This is a genomic window from Jeongeupia chitinilytica, from assembly GCF_014652315.1.
Taxonomy (GTDB): domain Bacteria; phylum Pseudomonadota; class Gammaproteobacteria; order Burkholderiales; family Chitinibacteraceae; genus Jeongeupia; species Jeongeupia chitinilytica.
Map to the genome: position 1 here is coordinate 43,471 of NZ_BMYO01000012.1, position 16,867 is coordinate 60,337.

The 16,867-nt window shown below is 59.4% G+C and carries 33 protein-coding genes; 2 read left to right on the plus strand and 31 right to left on the minus strand.

What is annotated here, in order from left to right:
* Positions 1–68 precede the first annotated feature (68 nt).
* Entirely contained in the window at positions 69–821 is a 753-nt protein-coding gene (locus IE097_RS18570) for a GNAT family N-acetyltransferase (RefSeq protein ID WP_189462397.1), read from the plus strand.
* Between the two features lie 4 nt (positions 822–825).
* A complete protein-coding gene (locus IE097_RS18575; protein WP_229797665.1) occupies positions 826–1,704 on the plus strand; it encodes a lysophospholipid acyltransferase family protein in 879 nt (292 codons plus the stop codon).
* Between the two features lie 46 nt (positions 1,705–1,750).
* On the opposite strand, the gene IE097_RS18580 is transcribed toward IE097_RS18575, so the two are convergent.
* From IE097_RS18580 to IE097_RS18730, 31 genes are all read right to left on the minus strand, one after another.
* The gene (locus tag IE097_RS18580; protein ID WP_189462399.1) at positions 1,751–2,575 is read right to left on the minus strand and encodes a symmetrical bis(5'-nucleosyl)-tetraphosphatase; all 825 of its coding nucleotides are present in this window, start codon (positions 2,573–2,575) and stop codon (positions 1,751–1,753) included.
* A gap of 142 nt (positions 2,576–2,717) precedes the next feature.
* The gene (gene rplQ, locus IE097_RS18585) at positions 2,718–3,107 is read right to left on the minus strand and encodes a 50S ribosomal protein L17 (protein WP_070530691.1); all 390 of its coding nucleotides are present in this window, start codon (positions 3,105–3,107) and stop codon (positions 2,718–2,720) included.
* A 25-nt stretch (positions 3,108–3,132) separates the two neighbouring features.
* Complete coding sequence (locus IE097_RS18590) at positions 3,133–4,116, minus strand: DNA-directed RNA polymerase subunit alpha (protein WP_070530689.1); 984 nt, start codon at positions 4,114–4,116, stop codon at positions 3,133–3,135.
* 36 nt (positions 4,117–4,152) lie between these two features.
* Complete coding sequence (gene rpsD / locus IE097_RS18595; RefSeq protein WP_189462400.1) at positions 4,153–4,779, minus strand: 30S ribosomal protein S4; 627 nt, start codon at positions 4,777–4,779, stop codon at positions 4,153–4,155.
* Positions 4,780–4,793: 14 nt separating this feature from the next.
* Positions 4,794–5,186, minus strand: coding sequence for a 30S ribosomal protein S11 (gene rpsK, locus IE097_RS18600; RefSeq protein WP_018748522.1), 393 nt, complete (start codon positions 5,184–5,186; stop codon positions 4,794–4,796).
* A 17-nt stretch (positions 5,187–5,203) separates the two neighbouring features.
* A complete protein-coding gene (rpsM, locus tag IE097_RS18605) occupies positions 5,204–5,566 on the minus strand; it encodes a 30S ribosomal protein S13 (protein ID WP_070530686.1) in 363 nt (120 codons plus the stop codon).
* Between the two features lie 62 nt (positions 5,567–5,628).
* Positions 5,629–5,742 carry a 50S ribosomal protein L36 gene (gene rpmJ, locus IE097_RS18610; RefSeq protein ID WP_018748524.1) on the minus strand — a complete coding sequence of 38 codons (114 nt, stop codon included), beginning with the start codon at positions 5,740–5,742 and terminating at the stop codon, positions 5,629–5,631.
* A 37-nt stretch (positions 5,743–5,779) separates the two neighbouring features.
* Positions 5,780–5,998, minus strand: a complete 219-nt coding sequence (gene infA, locus IE097_RS18615) for a translation initiation factor IF-1 (protein WP_070530685.1) — start codon at positions 5,996–5,998, stop codon at positions 5,780–5,782.
* Between the two features lie 24 nt (positions 5,999–6,022).
* Positions 6,023–7,327 (minus strand): preprotein translocase subunit SecY, encoded by a 1,305-nt coding sequence (gene secY, locus IE097_RS18620; protein ID WP_189462401.1) that lies wholly within the window; start codon positions 7,325–7,327, stop codon positions 6,023–6,025.
* A gap of 25 nt (positions 7,328–7,352) precedes the next feature.
* Positions 7,353–7,787, minus strand: a complete 435-nt coding sequence (rplO, locus tag IE097_RS18625) for a 50S ribosomal protein L15 (protein WP_189462402.1) — start codon at positions 7,785–7,787, stop codon at positions 7,353–7,355.
* The gene (gene rpmD / locus IE097_RS18630; RefSeq protein WP_070530679.1) at positions 7,788–7,973 is read right to left on the minus strand and encodes a 50S ribosomal protein L30; all 186 of its coding nucleotides are present in this window, start codon (positions 7,971–7,973) and stop codon (positions 7,788–7,790) included.
* The gene (gene rpsE / locus IE097_RS18635; protein ID WP_189462403.1) at positions 7,973–8,485 is read right to left on the minus strand and encodes a 30S ribosomal protein S5; all 513 of its coding nucleotides are present in this window, start codon (positions 8,483–8,485) and stop codon (positions 7,973–7,975) included. Before rpsE ends, rpmD begins: the two co-directional genes overlap by 1 nt.
* Before the next feature lie 13 nt (positions 8,486–8,498).
* On the minus strand, positions 8,499–8,852 hold the full coding sequence (gene rplR, locus IE097_RS18640) for a 50S ribosomal protein L18 (RefSeq protein WP_189462404.1): 354 nt from the start codon (positions 8,850–8,852) through the stop codon (positions 8,499–8,501).
* Positions 8,853–8,865: 13 nt separating this feature from the next.
* Positions 8,866–9,399 (minus strand): 50S ribosomal protein L6, encoded by a 534-nt coding sequence (gene rplF, locus IE097_RS18645; protein ID WP_189462405.1) that lies wholly within the window; start codon positions 9,397–9,399, stop codon positions 8,866–8,868.
* 10 nt (positions 9,400–9,409) lie between these two features.
* Positions 9,410–9,802, minus strand: a complete 393-nt coding sequence (gene rpsH / locus IE097_RS18650; RefSeq protein WP_070530673.1) for a 30S ribosomal protein S8 — start codon at positions 9,800–9,802, stop codon at positions 9,410–9,412.
* 15 nt (positions 9,803–9,817) lie between these two features.
* Positions 9,818–10,123 (minus strand): 30S ribosomal protein S14, encoded by a 306-nt coding sequence (gene rpsN, locus IE097_RS18655; RefSeq protein ID WP_189462406.1) that lies wholly within the window; start codon positions 10,121–10,123, stop codon positions 9,818–9,820.
* A 7-nt stretch (positions 10,124–10,130) separates the two neighbouring features.
* Positions 10,131–10,670 (minus strand): 50S ribosomal protein L5, encoded by a 540-nt coding sequence (rplE, locus tag IE097_RS18660; RefSeq protein WP_189462407.1) that lies wholly within the window; start codon positions 10,668–10,670, stop codon positions 10,131–10,133.
* Between the two features lie 10 nt (positions 10,671–10,680).
* Positions 10,681–11,001 (minus strand): 50S ribosomal protein L24, encoded by a 321-nt coding sequence (gene rplX, locus IE097_RS18665; RefSeq protein WP_070530667.1) that lies wholly within the window; start codon positions 10,999–11,001, stop codon positions 10,681–10,683.
* An 11-nt stretch (positions 11,002–11,012) separates the two neighbouring features.
* On the minus strand, positions 11,013–11,381 hold the full coding sequence (gene rplN, locus IE097_RS18670) for a 50S ribosomal protein L14 (protein WP_070530665.1): 369 nt from the start codon (positions 11,379–11,381) through the stop codon (positions 11,013–11,015).
* Between the two features lie 203 nt (positions 11,382–11,584).
* The gene (gene rpsQ, locus IE097_RS18675) at positions 11,585–11,848 is read right to left on the minus strand and encodes a 30S ribosomal protein S17 (protein WP_189462408.1); all 264 of its coding nucleotides are present in this window, start codon (positions 11,846–11,848) and stop codon (positions 11,585–11,587) included.
* 1 nt (position 11,849) lies between these two features.
* Positions 11,850–12,038, minus strand: a complete 189-nt coding sequence (rpmC, locus tag IE097_RS18680) for a 50S ribosomal protein L29 (RefSeq protein WP_189462420.1) — start codon at positions 12,036–12,038, stop codon at positions 11,850–11,852.
* On the minus strand, positions 12,038–12,454 hold the full coding sequence (gene rplP, locus IE097_RS18685; protein ID WP_189462409.1) for a 50S ribosomal protein L16: 417 nt from the start codon (positions 12,452–12,454) through the stop codon (positions 12,038–12,040). The genes rpmC and rplP overlap by 1 nt, the downstream gene beginning before the upstream one ends.
* The gene (gene rpsC / locus IE097_RS18690; RefSeq protein ID WP_070530660.1) at positions 12,438–13,142 is read right to left on the minus strand and encodes a 30S ribosomal protein S3; all 705 of its coding nucleotides are present in this window, start codon (positions 13,140–13,142) and stop codon (positions 12,438–12,440) included. The genes rplP and rpsC overlap by 17 nt, the downstream gene beginning before the upstream one ends.
* A 9-nt stretch (positions 13,143–13,151) precedes the next feature.
* Positions 13,152–13,481 (minus strand): 50S ribosomal protein L22, encoded by a 330-nt coding sequence (rplV, locus tag IE097_RS18695; protein ID WP_189462410.1) that lies wholly within the window; start codon positions 13,479–13,481, stop codon positions 13,152–13,154.
* Positions 13,482–13,490: 9 nt separating this feature from the next.
* Positions 13,491–13,766 carry a 30S ribosomal protein S19 gene (gene rpsS / locus IE097_RS18700; RefSeq protein ID WP_189462411.1) on the minus strand — a complete coding sequence of 92 codons (276 nt, stop codon included), beginning with the start codon at positions 13,764–13,766 and terminating at the stop codon, positions 13,491–13,493.
* 6 nt (positions 13,767–13,772) lie between these two features.
* A complete protein-coding gene (gene rplB, locus IE097_RS18705) occupies positions 13,773–14,606 on the minus strand; it encodes a 50S ribosomal protein L2 (RefSeq protein WP_070530656.1) in 834 nt (277 codons plus the stop codon).
* 11 nt (positions 14,607–14,617) lie between these two features.
* Complete coding sequence (rplW, locus tag IE097_RS18710) at positions 14,618–14,923, minus strand: 50S ribosomal protein L23 (protein ID WP_070530654.1); 306 nt, start codon at positions 14,921–14,923, stop codon at positions 14,618–14,620.
* Positions 14,920–15,540: a 50S ribosomal protein L4 gene (gene rplD, locus IE097_RS18715; RefSeq protein WP_189462412.1), complete on the minus strand. Its 621-nt coding sequence runs from the start codon at positions 15,538–15,540 to the stop codon at positions 14,920–14,922. The genes rplW and rplD overlap by 4 nt, the downstream gene beginning before the upstream one ends.
* Complete coding sequence (gene rplC, locus IE097_RS18720; protein WP_189462413.1) at positions 15,540–16,184, minus strand: 50S ribosomal protein L3; 645 nt, start codon at positions 16,182–16,184, stop codon at positions 15,540–15,542. The genes rplD and rplC overlap by 1 nt, the downstream gene beginning before the upstream one ends.
* 153 nt (positions 16,185–16,337) lie before the next feature.
* A complete protein-coding gene (rpsJ, locus tag IE097_RS18725) occupies positions 16,338–16,649 on the minus strand; it encodes a 30S ribosomal protein S10 (protein ID WP_070530648.1) in 312 nt (103 codons plus the stop codon).
* Between the two features lie 11 nt (positions 16,650–16,660).
* Positions 16,661–16,867, minus strand: a 207-nt coding sequence (locus IE097_RS18730) for an EF-Tu C-terminal domain-related protein (protein ID WP_505735619.1), incomplete at its 5' end; no start/stop codon positions are given.

Below are 16,867 nucleotides of genomic sequence, written 5' to 3' on the forward strand. Positions count from 1 at the left end.
TCAAATGCCGGTCATTTCTCCGTCATCTGCAGCGCTTAATTTTCCTCCACCAACTAGGAGGATTCCACATGCTGCAGCAGTTGCAAACCGCAACCAGCAAATCCCGCAAGCGCCAGCTGTCGGTCTCGCTCGCCGGCAATTACGACACCATCCGCGCCGCACAGGCGCTGCGCCACCGCGTCTTTGCCGGTGAAATGGGCGCCCGCCTCAGCAGCCGCGAACCCGGCATCGATCACGACCTGTTCGACCCGTACTGCGATCACCTTGTTGTCCAGGACGACGAAACCGGCGAAGTCGTCGGCACCTACCGCATCCTGCCTCCCCACCAGGCCCGCACACTGGGCAGCTACTATTCGGATACCGAATTCGACCTGACGCGACTGTCACATCTGCGCAACCAGCTGGTCGAAGTCGGGCGTTCCTGTGTCCATCCGGACTACCGTACCGGCGCGACGATCTCCCTGCTCTGGTCCGGACTCGCCGATTACATGGGCCAGCGCGGCCATCACTATCTGATCGGCTGCGCCAGCGTGTCGCTGATCGACGGTGGCCATCTGGCAGCCAGCCTGTACGCGAAGCTGGCCAGGACCGCACTCGCACCGGTCGAGTGGCGCGTGTTTCCCCGTTGCCCGCTGCCGCTGGCCGCGCTCAACCAGAAACTCGATGCGCCGATCCCGCCGCTGCTGCGCGGCTATCTGCGTGCAGGCTCGTACATCTGCGGCGAGCCTGCGTGGGACCCGGACTTCAACACCGCCGACCTTTTCCTGCTGCTACCGGTCCAGCAGATCGAACAGCGCTATGCCAAGCACTTCCTGCGCTGACGACGTGATCGATACACATTTTGCCTTAGGGGCAATAGGGACATGGCCCGAGGCCGGTGAAGCGGCTACACTGCCGGAGCACCTTCCAGTCCGGCCCCGGCCCAACCCGTTGTCCATGCCGCATTTCTGTACCCGCATTTTTCGTCTTTTTCGTCTCGCCTTGCACCTCGCCCACGGCACATGGGCCGTTTCTTGGCGCCTGCCCAATCTGGCCGACGACGAACGCATTGCCTACATCCACCGCTGGTCAAAACGCCTGCTGGCCCTGCTGCAGATCCGCGTTCAGGTCCACGGCATTTCACCCGGCGTTTATCCGCCCAACCACCTGCTGCTGGCCAACCATATTTCGTGGCTGGACATCTTCGTCCTGAACGCCGTCACCGTTTCGCAGTTCGTCGCCAAATCCGAAATCCGCGGCTGGCCGCTGGTTGGGCGACTCTGCTGCGGTGCACGTACCCTGTTCATCGAGCGTGAACGCCGACGAGACACGGCCCGTGTCAACGGGGCCATCCTGAACTCCCTGCAACGCGGTGATTGTGTAGCCATCTTTCCGGAAGGAACGACCAGTGACGGTGCCAGCATCCTGCCGTTCCGATCGTCATTGCTGCAGGCCGCGATCGATGCCAGCGCAACCATTCAGCCGGTCTACCTTCGCTATACCAATACCGAAGGCAAGCGCTGCTGCGCAGCGGCCTATATCGATGACATTTCGTTCGGCGAATCGTTGTGGCGCATCCTCGGCCACCGCGGGCTGACCGTCGAGTTGAGTTTTCTGGCGCCTTTTCCCGCAGCGGAACGCGATCGACGAACCCTGACCCAGTTCGTGCAGTCACGCATTCAAGCCGCCCACCAGGCCTTCGAAGCCGGTCAAACCTCGCACTGAAGACCAACAAGCCGTCAACGTGCCGCCTCGGCGATGCGTCGTCCCGCTAGGCCGTCAGTAGCGACTGATACGCTTGGCGTGCGGCGACCTGAAACAGACGGCCACTATCAAGATCGATGCCGGTCAACGCACCGCCCCAGATGCAACCGGTATCCAGCGCGACCAGATCTTTGCGGACCCGCAGCCCCAAGGCCGACCAGTGACCGCAGACAATGCGCGGTGACGCGACACGCTGCGGCCAGTCAAACCACGCATACAGCCCGGCAGGGGCATCGTTCAGCTCCCCCTTGAACTTCAGCTGAAGCGCTCCGGACTGATCGACGAAGCGCATCCGTGTCATCGCATTGACCACGAAGCGCCAGCGCGCCCACCCATCGAGCGTATCGTCCCAGCTGGCCGGCTGGTTGCCGTACATTTCCGCCAGACCGCTACGCCAGTCCGGCCGGCCCAGCTGCTGCTGCACCTCGGCGGCAAGATCGGCAGCCTGCGTGGCCTCCCAGCCAGGCCAGAGACCGGCATGCACGATCAGGGCATCGTCCAGCGTCAGCAGCAAGGGTTGCAGACGAAGCCATTCGATGAGATCCGAAGCATCCTTGGCCTCGAGGACGCTGGCCATCGTATCGCCCTGACGGGCCTTGCCGATCCCCGCGGACAATGCCAGCAGACTCAGATCGTGATTGCCGAGGACGATGCGCACGGCGTTGTCGTGCTTCCGCGCCCAGCGCAGTACCCCTGCCGAGTCGGGACCGCGATTGACGAGGTCGCCAACGAGATAGAGCGTATCCCGTCCTGCAACGAAGCCCATTCTGTCGAGCAGAAGCAGCAATTCGGCAAGACAGCCCTGAACATCACCTACCGCAAATCGTGCCATACACCACCTTGAGTCCGAATATTCCGCACCGCAACATCAAACAGTCTAAGGCCCGCACGCGCACAGGCCAAGCGCGACACTGCATCGAAGCAGAAAAGCAAAAAGGCCAGCTGACGCTGGCCTTTTCACATTGCCGGACCGATTACTCGGCGGCTTCAACCACTTCGGCTTCTTCCGGGCGGTCGACGAGTTCGACGAATGCCATCGGGGCATTGTCGCCATCGCGGAAACCGCACTTCAGGATACGCAGGTAGCCACCGTTACGGTTGGCGTAGCGCGGGCCGAGCACGTCGAACAGCTTCACGACCATCTCGCGATCGCGGGTGCGATTGAAAGCGAGACGACGATTGGCCAGCGACGGCTTCTTGCCGAGGGTGATCAGCGGTTCTGCGACGCGGCGCAGTTCCTTGGCCTTCGGCAGCGTGGTTTTGATGACTTCGTGACGCAGCAGCGCATTCGCCAGATTGCGCAGCAGCGCTTGGCGGTGAGCCGAGGTACGATTCAGTTTGCGGTTGCCATTACCATGACGCATTTGTCAGTTCCTTTCCGTTGACCGCTCAGGGCTTTTCCAAGCCGGCCGGCGGCCAGTTTTCGAGGCGCATACCCAGCGACAGGCCCTTCGAGGCGAGCACTTCCTTGATTTCATTCAAGGACTTGCGGCCCAGATTCGGCGCCTTCAAGAGCTCAGTCTCGGTGCGCTGGATCAGATCCCCGATGTAGTAGATGTTCTCGGCCTTCAGGCAGTTTGCCGAACGCACGGTCAACTCAAGGTCGTCCACCGGACGCAGCAGGATCGGATCGATCTGCGGCGCGGCCGGCTTTTCTTCCTCAACCGGCGTCCCTTCGAGGTCTGCGAACACCGACAGCTGATCCATCAGGATGCGGGCCGCCTGGCGAACCGCATCTTCCGGCGTCAGCACGCCGTTGGTCTCGATATCGAGGATCAGGCGATCCAGATCGGTGCGCTGCTCGACGCGCGCGCTTTCGACCTGGTAGCTGACCCGGCGGATCGGGCTGAACGAGGCGTCGAGCTGGATGGTACCGATGCTGCGGTTCTCGTCCTTGTTCAGACGAGCCGGAGCAGGCTGGTAACCACGGCCCTTTTCGACCTTGATTTCAACGTTCAGCTTGCCACCTGCGGACAGGTGGGCAACCACGTGATCGGGGTTAACGACTTCGACATCGTGCGGCAGCTGAATGTCGCCAGCCTTGACCACGCCTTCGCCGTCCTTGACGAGCGTCAGCGTGACCGAGTCGCGACCGTGCAGCTTGAGCACGACCCCTTTGAGGTTCAAGAGAATGTCGACGACATCTTCCTGCACGCCATCCAGAGCGGAATATTCGTGCACGATGCCTTCGATCTTGACCTCGGTCGGGGCGTAGCCCGGCATCGACGACAACAGGATCCGGCGCAGGGCGTTACCGAGCGTATGGCCGTAACCGCGCTCGAACGGCTCCATCACCACCCGAGCCTGGGCGGAAGATTGAGCCTGCACGTCGATGATGCGCGGCTTGAGCAACTCGTTAGCGAGGTTTTGCATGTATCAGTATCCCTTGGCCTGAAAACGGTTCAGTGTTTACTTGGAGTAGAATTCCACCACCAGCGACTCGTTGAGATCGCTGGAAAGATCGGAACGCTCCGGCGCGCTCTTGAACACGCCTTCCATTTTCTTGGAATCAACCTGAACCCAGCCCGGGAAGCCAATGCCTTCAGCCAGCGCGAGCGCTTCCTGAATGCGAACCTGCTTCTTGGCCTTCTCGCGGATGGCGACTACGTCACCAGCCTTGACTTGGAAGGACGGGATGTTGACGACGTTACCGTTCACGGTGAGCGCGCAGTGGGAAACCAGCTGGCGTGCTTCAGCGCGAGTCGAGCCGAAGCCCATGCGGTAAACGACGTTGTCCAGACGCGACTCAAGCAGCTTCAGCAGGTTTTCACCCGTGGAGCCCTTGCGAGCGCTGGCCTGTTCGAAATAACGACGGAACTGACGTTCCAGCACGCCGTAGATGCGACGGATTTTTTGCTTTTCACGCAGGTGAACGCCATAGTCCGACAGACGCGGCTGCTTGCCGTTAGCGCCATGCTGGCCTGGGGCTTGTTCCAGCTTGCACTTGCTGTCGAGCGAGCGGCGTGCGCTCTTGAGGAAAAGGTCCGTACCCTCACGGCGTGCGAGTTTGCACTTGGGTCCAATATAACGAGCCATGTCTTACTCCGGGATTAGATACGACGCTTTTTCGGCGGACGGCAGCCGTTGTGCGGCACCGGGGTCACGTCCGAAATGCTGGTGATCTTGAAGCCGAGTGCGTTCAGTGCACGCACGGCGGATTCGCGACCCGGACCAGGGCCCTTGATACGAACTTCAAGGTTCTTCACACCATATTCTTGGGCAACTTTACCAGCGTGCTCCGCGGCCACCTGGGCAGCGAAGGGTGTACTTTTCCGAGAGCCCTTGAAACCAGCACCGCCCGAGGTAGCCCAAGAAAGTGCATTGCCTTGGCGATCGGTGATGGTAATGATCGTGTTGTTGAAGGAGGCGTGCACATGCACGATGCCTTCCGACACGCTCTTTTTGACTTTCTTCCGTACACGCACTGTGTTTGCTTTAGCCATTCTCTGTATTCCTTAGATTACTTCTTGCCAGCAATCGCCTTGCGCGGACCCTTGCGAGTACGAGCATTGGTGCGAGTGCGCTGGCCGCGAACAGGCAAGCCCTTGCGATGACGGAAACCGCGATAGCAGCCAAGGTCCATGAGACGCTTGATGGCCATCGTGTTTTCACGGCGAAGATCACCTTCTACGATGTACTTGCCGATTTCTTCACGCAGCTTGTCGAGCTCAGCTTCACTGAGATCCTTGACCTTCTTGGCAGTATCAATGGCAGTAGCTGCGCAGATCGCGTAGGCGCGAGTGCGGCCGATGCCGAAGATTGCCTGAAGGCCGATCACAGTATGCTGATGATTAGGGATGTTAACCCCAGCAATACGGGCCATAACTTCCTTACCCCAGGTTAAAAAAGTTGCAGATTATAACGCCTGCGGCCGATTGACTCAAATCAACCTTGGCGTTGCTTGTGCCGCGGGTCGGTGCAGATTACGCGCACAACACGGTTGCGGCGGATGATCTTGCAATTGCGGCAGATTTTCTTGACCGATGCTTGAACTCTCATCGTCTTTCCTTTCAGTCAAAAATGAAATTCCGGGCGCTCACTTGGCCCGGAATACGATGCGAGCCTTGGTCAGGTCGTAGGGCGTGAGCTCTACGGTAACCTTATCGCCGGGCAGAATGCGAATGTAATGCTTACGCATCTTGCCGGAAATATGACCAAGGACCACATGTCCGTTTTCGAGCTTGACCCGGAACGTTGCGTTGGGCAGCGTTTCCAGGACTTCGCCCTGCATCTGAATGACGTCTTCTTTCGACATTGTTTTTAGCTCGGGGCTTGCGCCTCAACCCTTGAAGTTGGCTTTCTTCAACAGGCCTTCATACTGATGCGACAGCACATACGACTGCATCTGCGACATGAAGTCCATGGTCACCACCACCAGAATCAGCAGCGAAGTACCACCGAAATAGAACGGCACGTTCCACTTCAGGATCAGGAACTCCGGGATCAGGCAGATCACGGTGATGTACACGGCACCAATCAGCGTCAGCTTGAGAATCAGCTTCTCAATGTACTTGGCCGTATGCTCGCCCGGACGATAGCCCGGAATCATCGCCCCGCTCTTCTTCAGGTTGTCCGCGGTTTCCTTCGGATTGAAGACCAGCGCGGTGTAGAAGTAGCAGAAGAAGATGATGGCAGCAGCGTACAGCAGCACGTACAGCGGTTGACCCGGGTGCAGCATGTCACCGATCGATTTCAGCCACGACAGTTTGTCGCTGTTGCCGGTCCACGACAGCACGGTCGCCGGGAACAGGATGATCGACGAGGCGAAAATCGGCGGGATCACGCCGGCCATGTTCAGCTTCAGCGGCAGGTGCGTACTTTGCGCCTGCATGATGCGGTTGCCGACCTGGCGCTTGGCGTAGTGCACCGGCACCTTGCGCTGGCCACGTTCGACGAACACCACGGCAGCCGTCAGCAGCACGACGCCGACAAACAGGAACAACACCAGAATGATCGGCAGTGCCCCCTGATTGGCCAGCGTCAGCGTCTTGCCGATCGCGCCCGGCACACCGGCGGCGATACCGCCGCAGATCAGGATCGAGATCCCGTTGCCGATACCGCGCTCGGTAATCTGCTCACCCAGCCACATCAGGAACATCGTGCCGGTCACCAGCGTGATGACCGTCATGACGATGAACTGCAGCTGCGGCAACACAACCAGGTTGGGCTGCTTGAACAGCATCATGGCAATCCCGAAGCTCTGCGCGGTCGCCAGCAGCACGGTCGCATAACGCGTGTACTGGGTGATCTTGCGGCGACCGGCTTCGCCCTCTTTCTTCAGCTGCTTGAGCGTCGGAAACACTTCCGCCGCCAGTTGCAGGATGATCGAGGCCGAGATGTAAGGCATGATCCCGATCGCAAACACGGTGAAGCGCGACAGGGCGCCCCCCGAGAACATGTTGAACATGTTCAGGAGACCGGTTTGCGAACTTTCGAAGAGACGCGCCAGCTCGGCCGGGTTGATACCCGGCACGGGGATGTGTGCACCGATGCGATAAACGATCAGTGCACCCACCAAGAACCAAATGCGTTTCTTCAGATCCGCGAACTTACTACCAGCAGAAGCCAGAGCGGGATTTGCCACGTTACTGCCCTATTCAATAGCCGAGTTACTCGACGATGGAGCCGCCAGCGGCTTCGATCGCAGCGCGTGCGCCCTTGGTGGCACCAATGCCCTTCAGGGTGACAGCGCGTTCGATCTTGCCAGCCAGAATGACCTTGGCCTGATTCGCGCGTTGCGAAACCAGACCAGCCTGCAGCAGCGTCAGGAAGTCGATGTCGTTCACCGGCAGACGGTTCAGGTCCGCAAGGCTCACTTCAGCCGACTTGCCGGCCGAGAGCGACTTGAAGCCGCGCTTCGGCAGACGACGTTGCAGCGGCATCTGACCGCCTTCGAAGCCGACCTTGTGGAAACCACCGGTACGCGACTTCTGACCCTTGTGGCCGCGACCCGAGGTCTTGCCCAGGCCCGAGCCGATACCGCGGCCGACACGGCGCTTGGCGTGCTTGGCGCCAACACCCGGTTTCAGGTTATTCAGTTCCATTTAGCCCTCCACCTTCAAGAGGTAGCTAATCTTGTTGATCATGCCGCGGTTTTCCGGGGTATCGATCACTTCCGACGAGCTGTTCAGCTTGCGCAGACCCAGACCACGGGCGCAGGCCTTGTGGCTTTCCAGGCGACCGATCAGGCTCTTGACGAGCGTGACCTTGATTTTCTTCGCGTCAGTCATTATTCACCCCCGAAGAGTTCTTCGACGGTCTTGCCGCGCTTCGCCGCGATGTCGCCGGCGGTGTGCAGCTTGGCAAGGCCGTCCAGCGTGGCGCGAACCACGTTGTACGGGTTGGTCGAACCGTGGATCTTGGCGGTGATGTTGTGCACACCAGCCACTTCGAATACAGCGCGCATCGGGCCGCCGGCGATGATGCCGGTACCTTCCGGTGCCGGCTGCATGAACACGGTGGTCGCGCCATGCTTGCCGATGACCGAGTGCGGCACGGTGCCGTTCTTCAGCGAGGCCTTGAACAGCTTGCGACGTGCTTCGTCCAGTGCTTTCTGCACTGCGACCGGCACTTCCTTCGCCTTGCCCTTGCCCATGCCAACGCCGCCATCGCCGTCACCAACGACGGTCAGTGCGGCAAAGCCCATGATCCGGCCACCCTTCACGACCTTGGTGACGCGATTCACGCCAACCATTTTCTCGCGAAGGCCGTCCTGACGATCTTCTGCTTCGTTTCTAGCCATTTGATAACTCCAATTAGAAGACGAGGCCGCCTTCACGAGCCGCGTCGGCCAGAGCCTTCACGCGACCGTGATAGTGGAAACCGGAACGATCGAACGCAACGTTTTCGATGCCGGCAGCCTTGGCTTTCTCGGCAATACGCTTGCCGACGACTGCAGCAGCTTCGACCGAAGCGCCGTTCTTGACCTGACCACGCACATCCGCTTCAAGCGTCGAAGCAACGGCCAGCACCTTGCTGCCGGTCGCGTCGATGACTTGCGCGTAGATATGGCTGTTGGTCCGGTGCACCGACAGGCGCACCGCCTTGAGCTCCGCAATCTTTGCACGGGTTTTGCGTGCGCGGCGGAGTCGAGTTTCTTTCTTGTCCATGATTCAGCCTCGATTACTTCTTCTTGGTTTCTTTACGGACAACAACTTCATCCGAATAACGAACGCCCTTACCCTTGTACGGTTCCGGCGCGCGGTATGCGCGGATGTCAGCTGCGACCTGACCAATAACCTGCTTGTCGGCGCCCTTGAGCACGATCTCGGTCTGCGACGGCGTTTCCACCTTCACGCCAGCCGGCATCTTGTGCGCGACCGGGTGGGAGAAGCCGAGCGTCAGGTTGAGCACGTCGCCCTGAGCCTGGGCACGATAACCCACGCCCACCAGGGTCAGCTTGCGCTCGAAGCCCTTGGAGACACCGGTCACCATGTTGTTGACCAGAGCACGCAGGGTGCCGGACATCGAACGGGACTGCTTGTCGCCGTTACGGGCAGCAAACACCAGGGCGTTGTCTTCAACCTTGACATCGACATTGCCGGTCAGAGCCTGAGCCAGCGAGCCGTTCGGGCCCTTGATGACGATTTCTTCAGCGCCGATCTTGACTTCGACGCCAGCCGGGATGGCTACCGGATTTTTAGCTACGCGAGACATCGTTATCCCCTTAAGCCACGACGCAGAGCAGCTCGCCGCCAACACCCTGGGCGCGCGCTTTGCGGTCGGTCATCACACCCTTGGAGGTGGACAGGATCGCCACGCCGAGGCCGTTCATCACTTGCGGGATCTCGGTCGCACCCTTGTAGATGCGCAGACCCGGCTTCGAGATGCGCTCGATGCGTTCGATCACCGGACGACCGGCGTAGTATTTGAGTTCGATGGTCAGCGTCGGCTTCACATCACCAGCAACAGCGAAGGATTCGACATAACCTTCGTCCTGCAGCACTTTAGCAATCGCCACCTTCAGCTTGGAAGACGGCATCGCCACCGAAACCTTGTCCGCACGCTGCGCGTTACGGATACGGGTCAGCATATCGGCGATAGGATCATGCATTGCCATGTTTCTGTTCTCCTATTACCAGCTGGCCTTGACCATGCCCGGGATTTCACCCTTCATGGCCAATTCGCGCAGTTTGTTACGGCCAAGACCGAATTTGCTGTACACGCCACGCGGACGACCGGTCAGCGCGCAACGGTTGTGCAAGCGGGTCTTGCTGGAGTTACGCGGCAGCGCCTGCAGCTTCAGGCGGGCCTGGAAGCGGTCTTCGTCGCTGGCGTTCGCGTCGTTGGCGATCGCGAGCAGTGCGTTGCGCTTGGCAGCGAACTTCTCGACGACGGCGCGACGCTTTTCTTCACGTTTAATCAGTGCAAGTTTTGCCATGATCGCCTCAATTCTTGAACGGGAACTTGAAGGCCGACAGCAGCGCACGCGCTTCTTCGTCGGTCTTGGCCGTCGTGGTGATGGTGATGTTCATACCGCGGAGCGCGTCGATCTTGTCGTACTCGATTTCCGGGAAGATGATCTGTTCACGCACACCCATGTTGAAGTTGCCGCGACCGTCGAACGACTTGGCCGGCACACCACGGAAGTCGCGGACACGCGGCAGCGCAACCGAAACCAGGCGATCAAAGAACTCGAACATGCGTTCGCGACGCAGGGTGACCTTGCAGCCGACCGGATAACCGTCACGAATCTTGAAGCCGGCGATGGACTTCTTGGCCTTGGTGACCACAGCCTTCTGGCCGGTGATCTTTTCCATGTCGCCAACGGCGTGTTCCATCACCTTCTTGTCAGCAACCGCTTCACCGACACCCATGTTGACGGTGATCTTTTCGATGCGCGGCACTTCCATCACAGACTTGTAACCGAACTGCTTGATCAGCGCCGGCACAACCTGCTCTTGGTAAAAATCTTGCAAACGAGCCATGTCTTACCCCTTAAGCGCCAATCACTTCGCCGCTCGACTTGAACACGCGGACCTTCTTGCCGTCATCCAGCAGCTTGAAGCCCACGCGATCAGCCTTGCCGGTCGCAGCATTGAAAATCGCAACGTTCGAAACGTGCAGCGGCATGGTCTTCTCGACGATGCCACCTTGCTGGCCGCGCATCGGGTTCGGCTTCACGTGCTTCTTGGCAACGTTGATGCCTTCGACGATGACCTGGTCGGCGGTCGGGATCACGCGCAGCACGGTACCGCGCTTGCCCTTGTCCTTGCCGGTGATGACGATGATTTCGTCACCTTTGCGAATCTTGTTCATGCCATCTCTCCTTACAGCACTTCCGGCGCAAGCGAGACGATCTTCATGAACTTCTCGGTGCGCAGCTCACGCGTCACCGGCCCGAAGATACGGGTGCCGATCGGCTCAAGCTTGTTGTTAAGGAGAACGGCGGCATTGCCGTCGAACTTGATCAGCGAACCATCGGCGCGACGCACGCCCTTGGCGGTGCGAACCACCACGGCGCTGTATACGTCACCCTTCTTGACACGACCACGCGGGGCCGCATCTTTGATGGTCACCTTGATGATGTCGCCCACCGAGGCGTAGCGACGCTTGGAGCCGCCCAATACCTTGATGCACATGACGTGACGCGCACCGGTATTGTCTGCAACCTCCAACATGGATTGCATTTGGATCATGGAAAAACAACCTCCAACTTGTACCGCAAACCTCGACAAAGCCGAGACGCCCGGCAAAACCGAGCAATGCAGTCAGTTTTGGACCCCGCAAGGGGGAGAAACACGCGGCAGCAAAACGCACCACCGCAGATAGGAAAACGGGCATTGTACAAGACGTACAATGCCCGCGCAAGCACAAGACCGGAAAACCGGCCTGCCGTCGATCAGACGACGCGTGCCTTTTCAACCAGCGTGGTCACGACCCAGGACTTGGTCTTGGACAGCGGACGACCTTCGACGATGGTCACCAGATCACCTTCGTGATACTGGTTGGCTTCGTCATGCGCGTGGTACTTCTTGGAGCGACGGACGACCTTGCCGTACAGCGGGTGCTTGACCAGATGCTCGACCAGGACGGTAACCGTCTTGTCCATTTTGTCGCTGACGATACGGCCCGTCAGCGTACGCTTGAGTTTCGCTTCGCTCATATTAAGCAGCCTTCTCAGCCAGGATGGTGTGAACGCGCGCAATATCCTTGCGCACCCGGTTGATTTCGCTGTTTTTAGCCAGTTGGCCGGTCGCATTTTGCATGCGCAGGCTGAATTGGGCTTTGAGCAGCGCCGTCAGCTCGACCTTGAGCTCTTCGACGGATTTTTGACGCAGTTCAGCAGCTTTCATCATTGCCCCACTTGGCGAGCGACGAAGGTCGTGGCGAACGGCAGCTTGGCCGAGGCCAAGCGAAACGCTTCGCGAGCGACTTCTTCGGCAACGCCGTCGAGTTCATACAGGACCTTGCCCGGCTGGATTTCGGCAACCCAGTACTCCGGGCTACCCTTACCGTTACCCATCCGCACTTCGGCCGGCTTGGTCGAAATCGGCTTGTCCGGGAACGCACGGATCCACACGCGACCACCACGCTTGATGTAGCGGGTGATGGCACGACGGGCAGCTTCGATCTGGCGCGCAGTCAGACGACCGCGGCTGATGGCCTTGAGACCAAAGGTACCGAAGGCAACGCTGTTACCGCGCGTGGCGATACCGGTGTTGCGACCCTTTTGGACTTTACGGAACTTGAGTCTAGTTGGCTGCAGCATTACGAGGCCCCTTTCGTGCTTTACGCTGGGTTTCCGGCGCCGGCTCTGCAGCCTTCTCGCCCGGCTTCACTTCGCCTTTGTAAACCCAAACCTTGATACCGATGATGCCGTACGTGGTCTTCGCTTCGCTGGTCGCGTAGTCGATGTCCGCGCGCAGGGTGTGCAGCGGCACACGGCCTTCGCGGTACCATTCGGTACGGGCGATTTCGATACCGTTCAGACGGCCCGACGACATGATCTTGATGCCCTGGGCACCCAGACGCATGGCGTTTTGCATTGCGCGCTTCATGGCGCGACGGAACATCACGCGCTTTTCCAGCTGCGACGCGATGCTGTCGGCGATGATCTGTGCATCGATTTCCGGCTTGCGGACTTCTTCGATGTTGACGTGCACCGGCACCTTGAGGATGTTCTGAAGTTGCTTCTTCAGCGACTCGATATCCTCGCCCTTCTTACCGATCACGACGCCCGGACGGGCGGTGTGGATGGTGATACGGGCATTCTTGGCCGGGCGTTCGATCACGACACGGCTAACCGAGGCATTGGCCAGTTTCTTCTTCAGAAACTCGCGAACTTCGATGTCGGCGGTAAGCATGCCGGCGAAGTTCTTGCTGTTGGCGTACCAACGCGATGCCCAGTTCTTGGTGACGGCGAGACGAAAACCCGTCGGATGAATTTTCTGACCCATTTTCGCTCCTTAGTCGCCAACAGTCAGCGTGATGTGGCAGGTCTGCTTCTCGATGCGGTTACCGCGGCCCTTGGCACGTGCGGTGAAACGCTTGAGGGACGGACCCTTGTCCACAAAGATCGTCGCGACCTTGAGGGTGTCGATGTCGGCACCTTCGTTGTGCTCGGCATTGGCGATGGCCGACTCGAGCACTTTCTTGATCAGAACGGCACTTTTTTTCGGGCTGAAAGCCAGAATGTTCAGCGCTTGCTCCACCGACTTGCCACGAACCAGGTCTGCGACCAGGCGCGCCTTTTGGGCGGAAACACGAGCACTGCTCAGTACAGCGGATACTTGCATGTCTTCACCTTAGCGCTTGGCTTTTTTATCGGCGGCATGGCCTTTGAAAGTCCGGGTGAGTGCGAACTCGCCGAGCTTGTGGCCAACCATGTTTTCGTTCACGTAGACCGGAACGTGCTGCTTGCCGTTGTGCACGGCAATCGTCAGACCGACGAAGTCCGGCAGCACCGTGGAACGACGCGACCAGGTCTTGATCGGGCGCTTGTCGTTCGAGTTGCGCGCAGCCTCGATCTTCTTGATCAGGTGCAGGTCAACGAACGGGCCCTTCTTGACAGAACGTGACATGTTCAATTACCCCTTGTTCGCAGGACGACGACGGACGATCATGCCGTCGGTGCGCTTGTTGTTGCGGGTACGGTAGCCCTTGGTCGGCTGGCCCCACGGGCTGACCGGCACGCGGCCTTCACCAGTACGACCCTCACCACCACCGTGCGGGTGATCGATCGGGTTCATCGCGGTACCACGCACCGTCGGACGGATACCCAGCCAGCGCTTGGCGCCAGCCTTGCCGTACGAACGCAGGCTGTGCTCTTCGTTACCGACTTCGCCGAGCGTCGCGCGGCAGTCGATGTGCACCTTGCGGATTTCGCCCGAACGCAGACGCAGCTGGGCGTAAGCACCCTCGCGAGCCAGCAGCTGGACCGAAGCACCGGCCGAACGCGCGATTTGCGCACCCTTGCCCGGCTGCATTTCGATGCAGTGGATGGTCGAACCGACCGGAATGTTGCGGATCGGCAGGGCGTTACCGGCCTTGATCGGCGCTTCCGAACCCGACACCACGGTCATGCCGGCCTTCAGGCCCTTCGGGGCGATGATGTAACGACGTTCGCCGTCGGCGTAGCACAGCAGCGCGATGTTCGCGGTACGGTTCGGGTCGTACTCCAGACGCTCAACCTTGGCAACGATGCCATCCTTGTTGCGCTTGAAGTCGATCATGCGGTAGTGCTGCTTGTGGCCACCACCCTTGTGACGGGTCGTGATCACACCGCGGTTGTTACGACCGGCGGTTTTGCTTTGCGACTCGAGCAGCGGCGCGTACGGCGCACCCTTGTGCAGATCCGGATTGACAACCTTGACGACAGCGCGGCGACCGGCGGACGTCGGTTTTACTTTAACCAATGCCATTTTCAGTCTCCTTATTGCGCAGCCGCGAGGTCAAGTTCCTGACCGGCCGCGAGGCTAACGTAAGCTTTTTTCCAGTCCTTGCGGCGACCCACGAAACGGCCAAAGCGCTTGCCCTTGCCCTTCACGTTGATCACGGACACGCCTTCAACCTTGACCTTGAACAGCAGCTCGACGGCAGCCTTGATCTCGGCCTTGGTCGCATCGGTCGAAACGCGGAACACGACCTGCTCGTTCTTTTCAGCAACGAGGGTGGTCTTTTCCGACACGACCGGCGCCAGCAGCACTTGCAGCAGACGATTTTCGGTGAATTGCGTCATGCGAACATCTCCTCAAAAGCGGCCAGCGCATCACGGGTCAGCACGACTTTCTTGAAGCGCACCAGGCTTACCGGGTCAGCCTGGCTCGGCTCGAGGACGAGCACGTGCGGCAGGTTGCGCGAAGCAAGGTACAGGTTCTCGTCCAGTTCCTTGGTGATGAACAGCACGGAATCGAGATTCAGCGCGTTCAGCTTTTGCACCAGGGCCTTGGTCTTCGGGGCTTCCAGCGACAGCGAGTCGACCACGATCAGACGGTCTTCACGCACGAGTTGCGACAGGATGGTCGCAATGCCCGCGCGGTACATCTTGCGGTTGACCTTCTGGCTGAAGTTTTCGTCCGGGCTGTTCGGAAACGCCCGGCCACCACCACGCCACAGCGGCGACGAAGTCATACCAGCACGGGCACGACCGGTGCCCTTTTGCTTGAACGGCTTCTTGGTGGAGTGATGCACTGCATCGCGACCCAGTTGGGCGCGGTTGCCGCTACGTGCATTCGCGAAGTACGCGGTCACAACTTGGTGAACCAGCGCTTCGTTGAAATCACGGGCAAACAGCGCATCCGATGCGGCGACAGCGGCTTGCGCCTCGCCGTTAGCATTGATGACTTTAAGTTCCATTACGCACCCGCCTTCACACTCGGACGAACGACCACGTCATTGCCCTTGGAGCCAGGGACTGCACCCTTGACCAGCAGCAGTTGACGCTCGGCATCGATACGCACGACTTCCAGATTCTGGACCGTCGACTTGACGTTACCCAGCTGACCCGCCATGCGCTTACCCGGGAAAATGCGACCCGGATCTTGTGCCTGACCGATCGAACCCGGCGTGTTGTGCGAACGCGAGTTACCGTGCGATGCGCGGTTGGAACTGAAGTTGTGACGCTTGATGACACCCGAGAAACCCTTACCTTGCGAGGTACCGGTGACATCAACCAGTTGACCAGCGGCGAACAGCTCAACGGACAGCGCATCACCAGCCTTCAGCTCGGCCAGCTTCTCAGCAGCGACGCGGAACTCGACGAGCCCCAGACCTGCTTCGACACCAGCTTTTGCAAAGTGACCGGCTTCCGCCTTGTTGACACGGTTGGCCTTCTTGGCACCAAAGGTCACCTGAACGGCTGCGTAGCCGTCGGCTTCCACGGACTTGATTTGCGTGACGCGATTTGCGGACATGTCCAGCACCGTCACCGGAATGGATGCACCATCCTCGGCAAAGACGCGGGTCATGCCGACTTTGCGACCGACAAGACCTAAGCTCATAGTTATTTCCTTTTCAGGGCCGATTGCGATTGATCGGCAAATAACCAACTAAAAATAAAAGGGCTTACCACCCTAAAGTGGTAAGCCCGCGATACTAGCACAACTTTTTCTTTTGCCGCAAGCACTTAGCGTACTTGCGGCATTGTGCACTGTTTACTGCAGCTTGATCTCGACGTCGACACCAGCCGGCAGATCCAGCTTCATCAGCGCGTCAACGGTCTTGTCGGTCGGATCGACGATGTCCATCAGGCGCAGGTGGGTACGGATTTCGAACTGGTCGCGCGAGGTCTTGTTCACGTGCGGCGAACGCAGCACGTCGAAACGCTCGATCTTGGTCGGCAGCGGAACCGGACCCTTGACCACCGCGCCGGTGCGCTTGGCGGTGTCAACGATTTCCTGCGCCGAACGGTCGATCAACGCGTAGTCGAAAGCCTTCAGGCGGATACGGATTTTTTGGCTTTGCATGAATCCAGTCCTTACTCGATGATCTTGGCAACGACACCAGCGCCGACGGTACGACCGCCTTCACGGATGGCGAAACGCAGACCTTGTTCCATCGCGATCGGTGCGATCAGCGACACGACGACTTCAACGTTGTCGCCCGGCATCACCATTTCGACACCAGCCGGCAGCTCGACCGCACCGGTCACGTCGGTGGTACGGAAGTAGAACTGCGGACGATA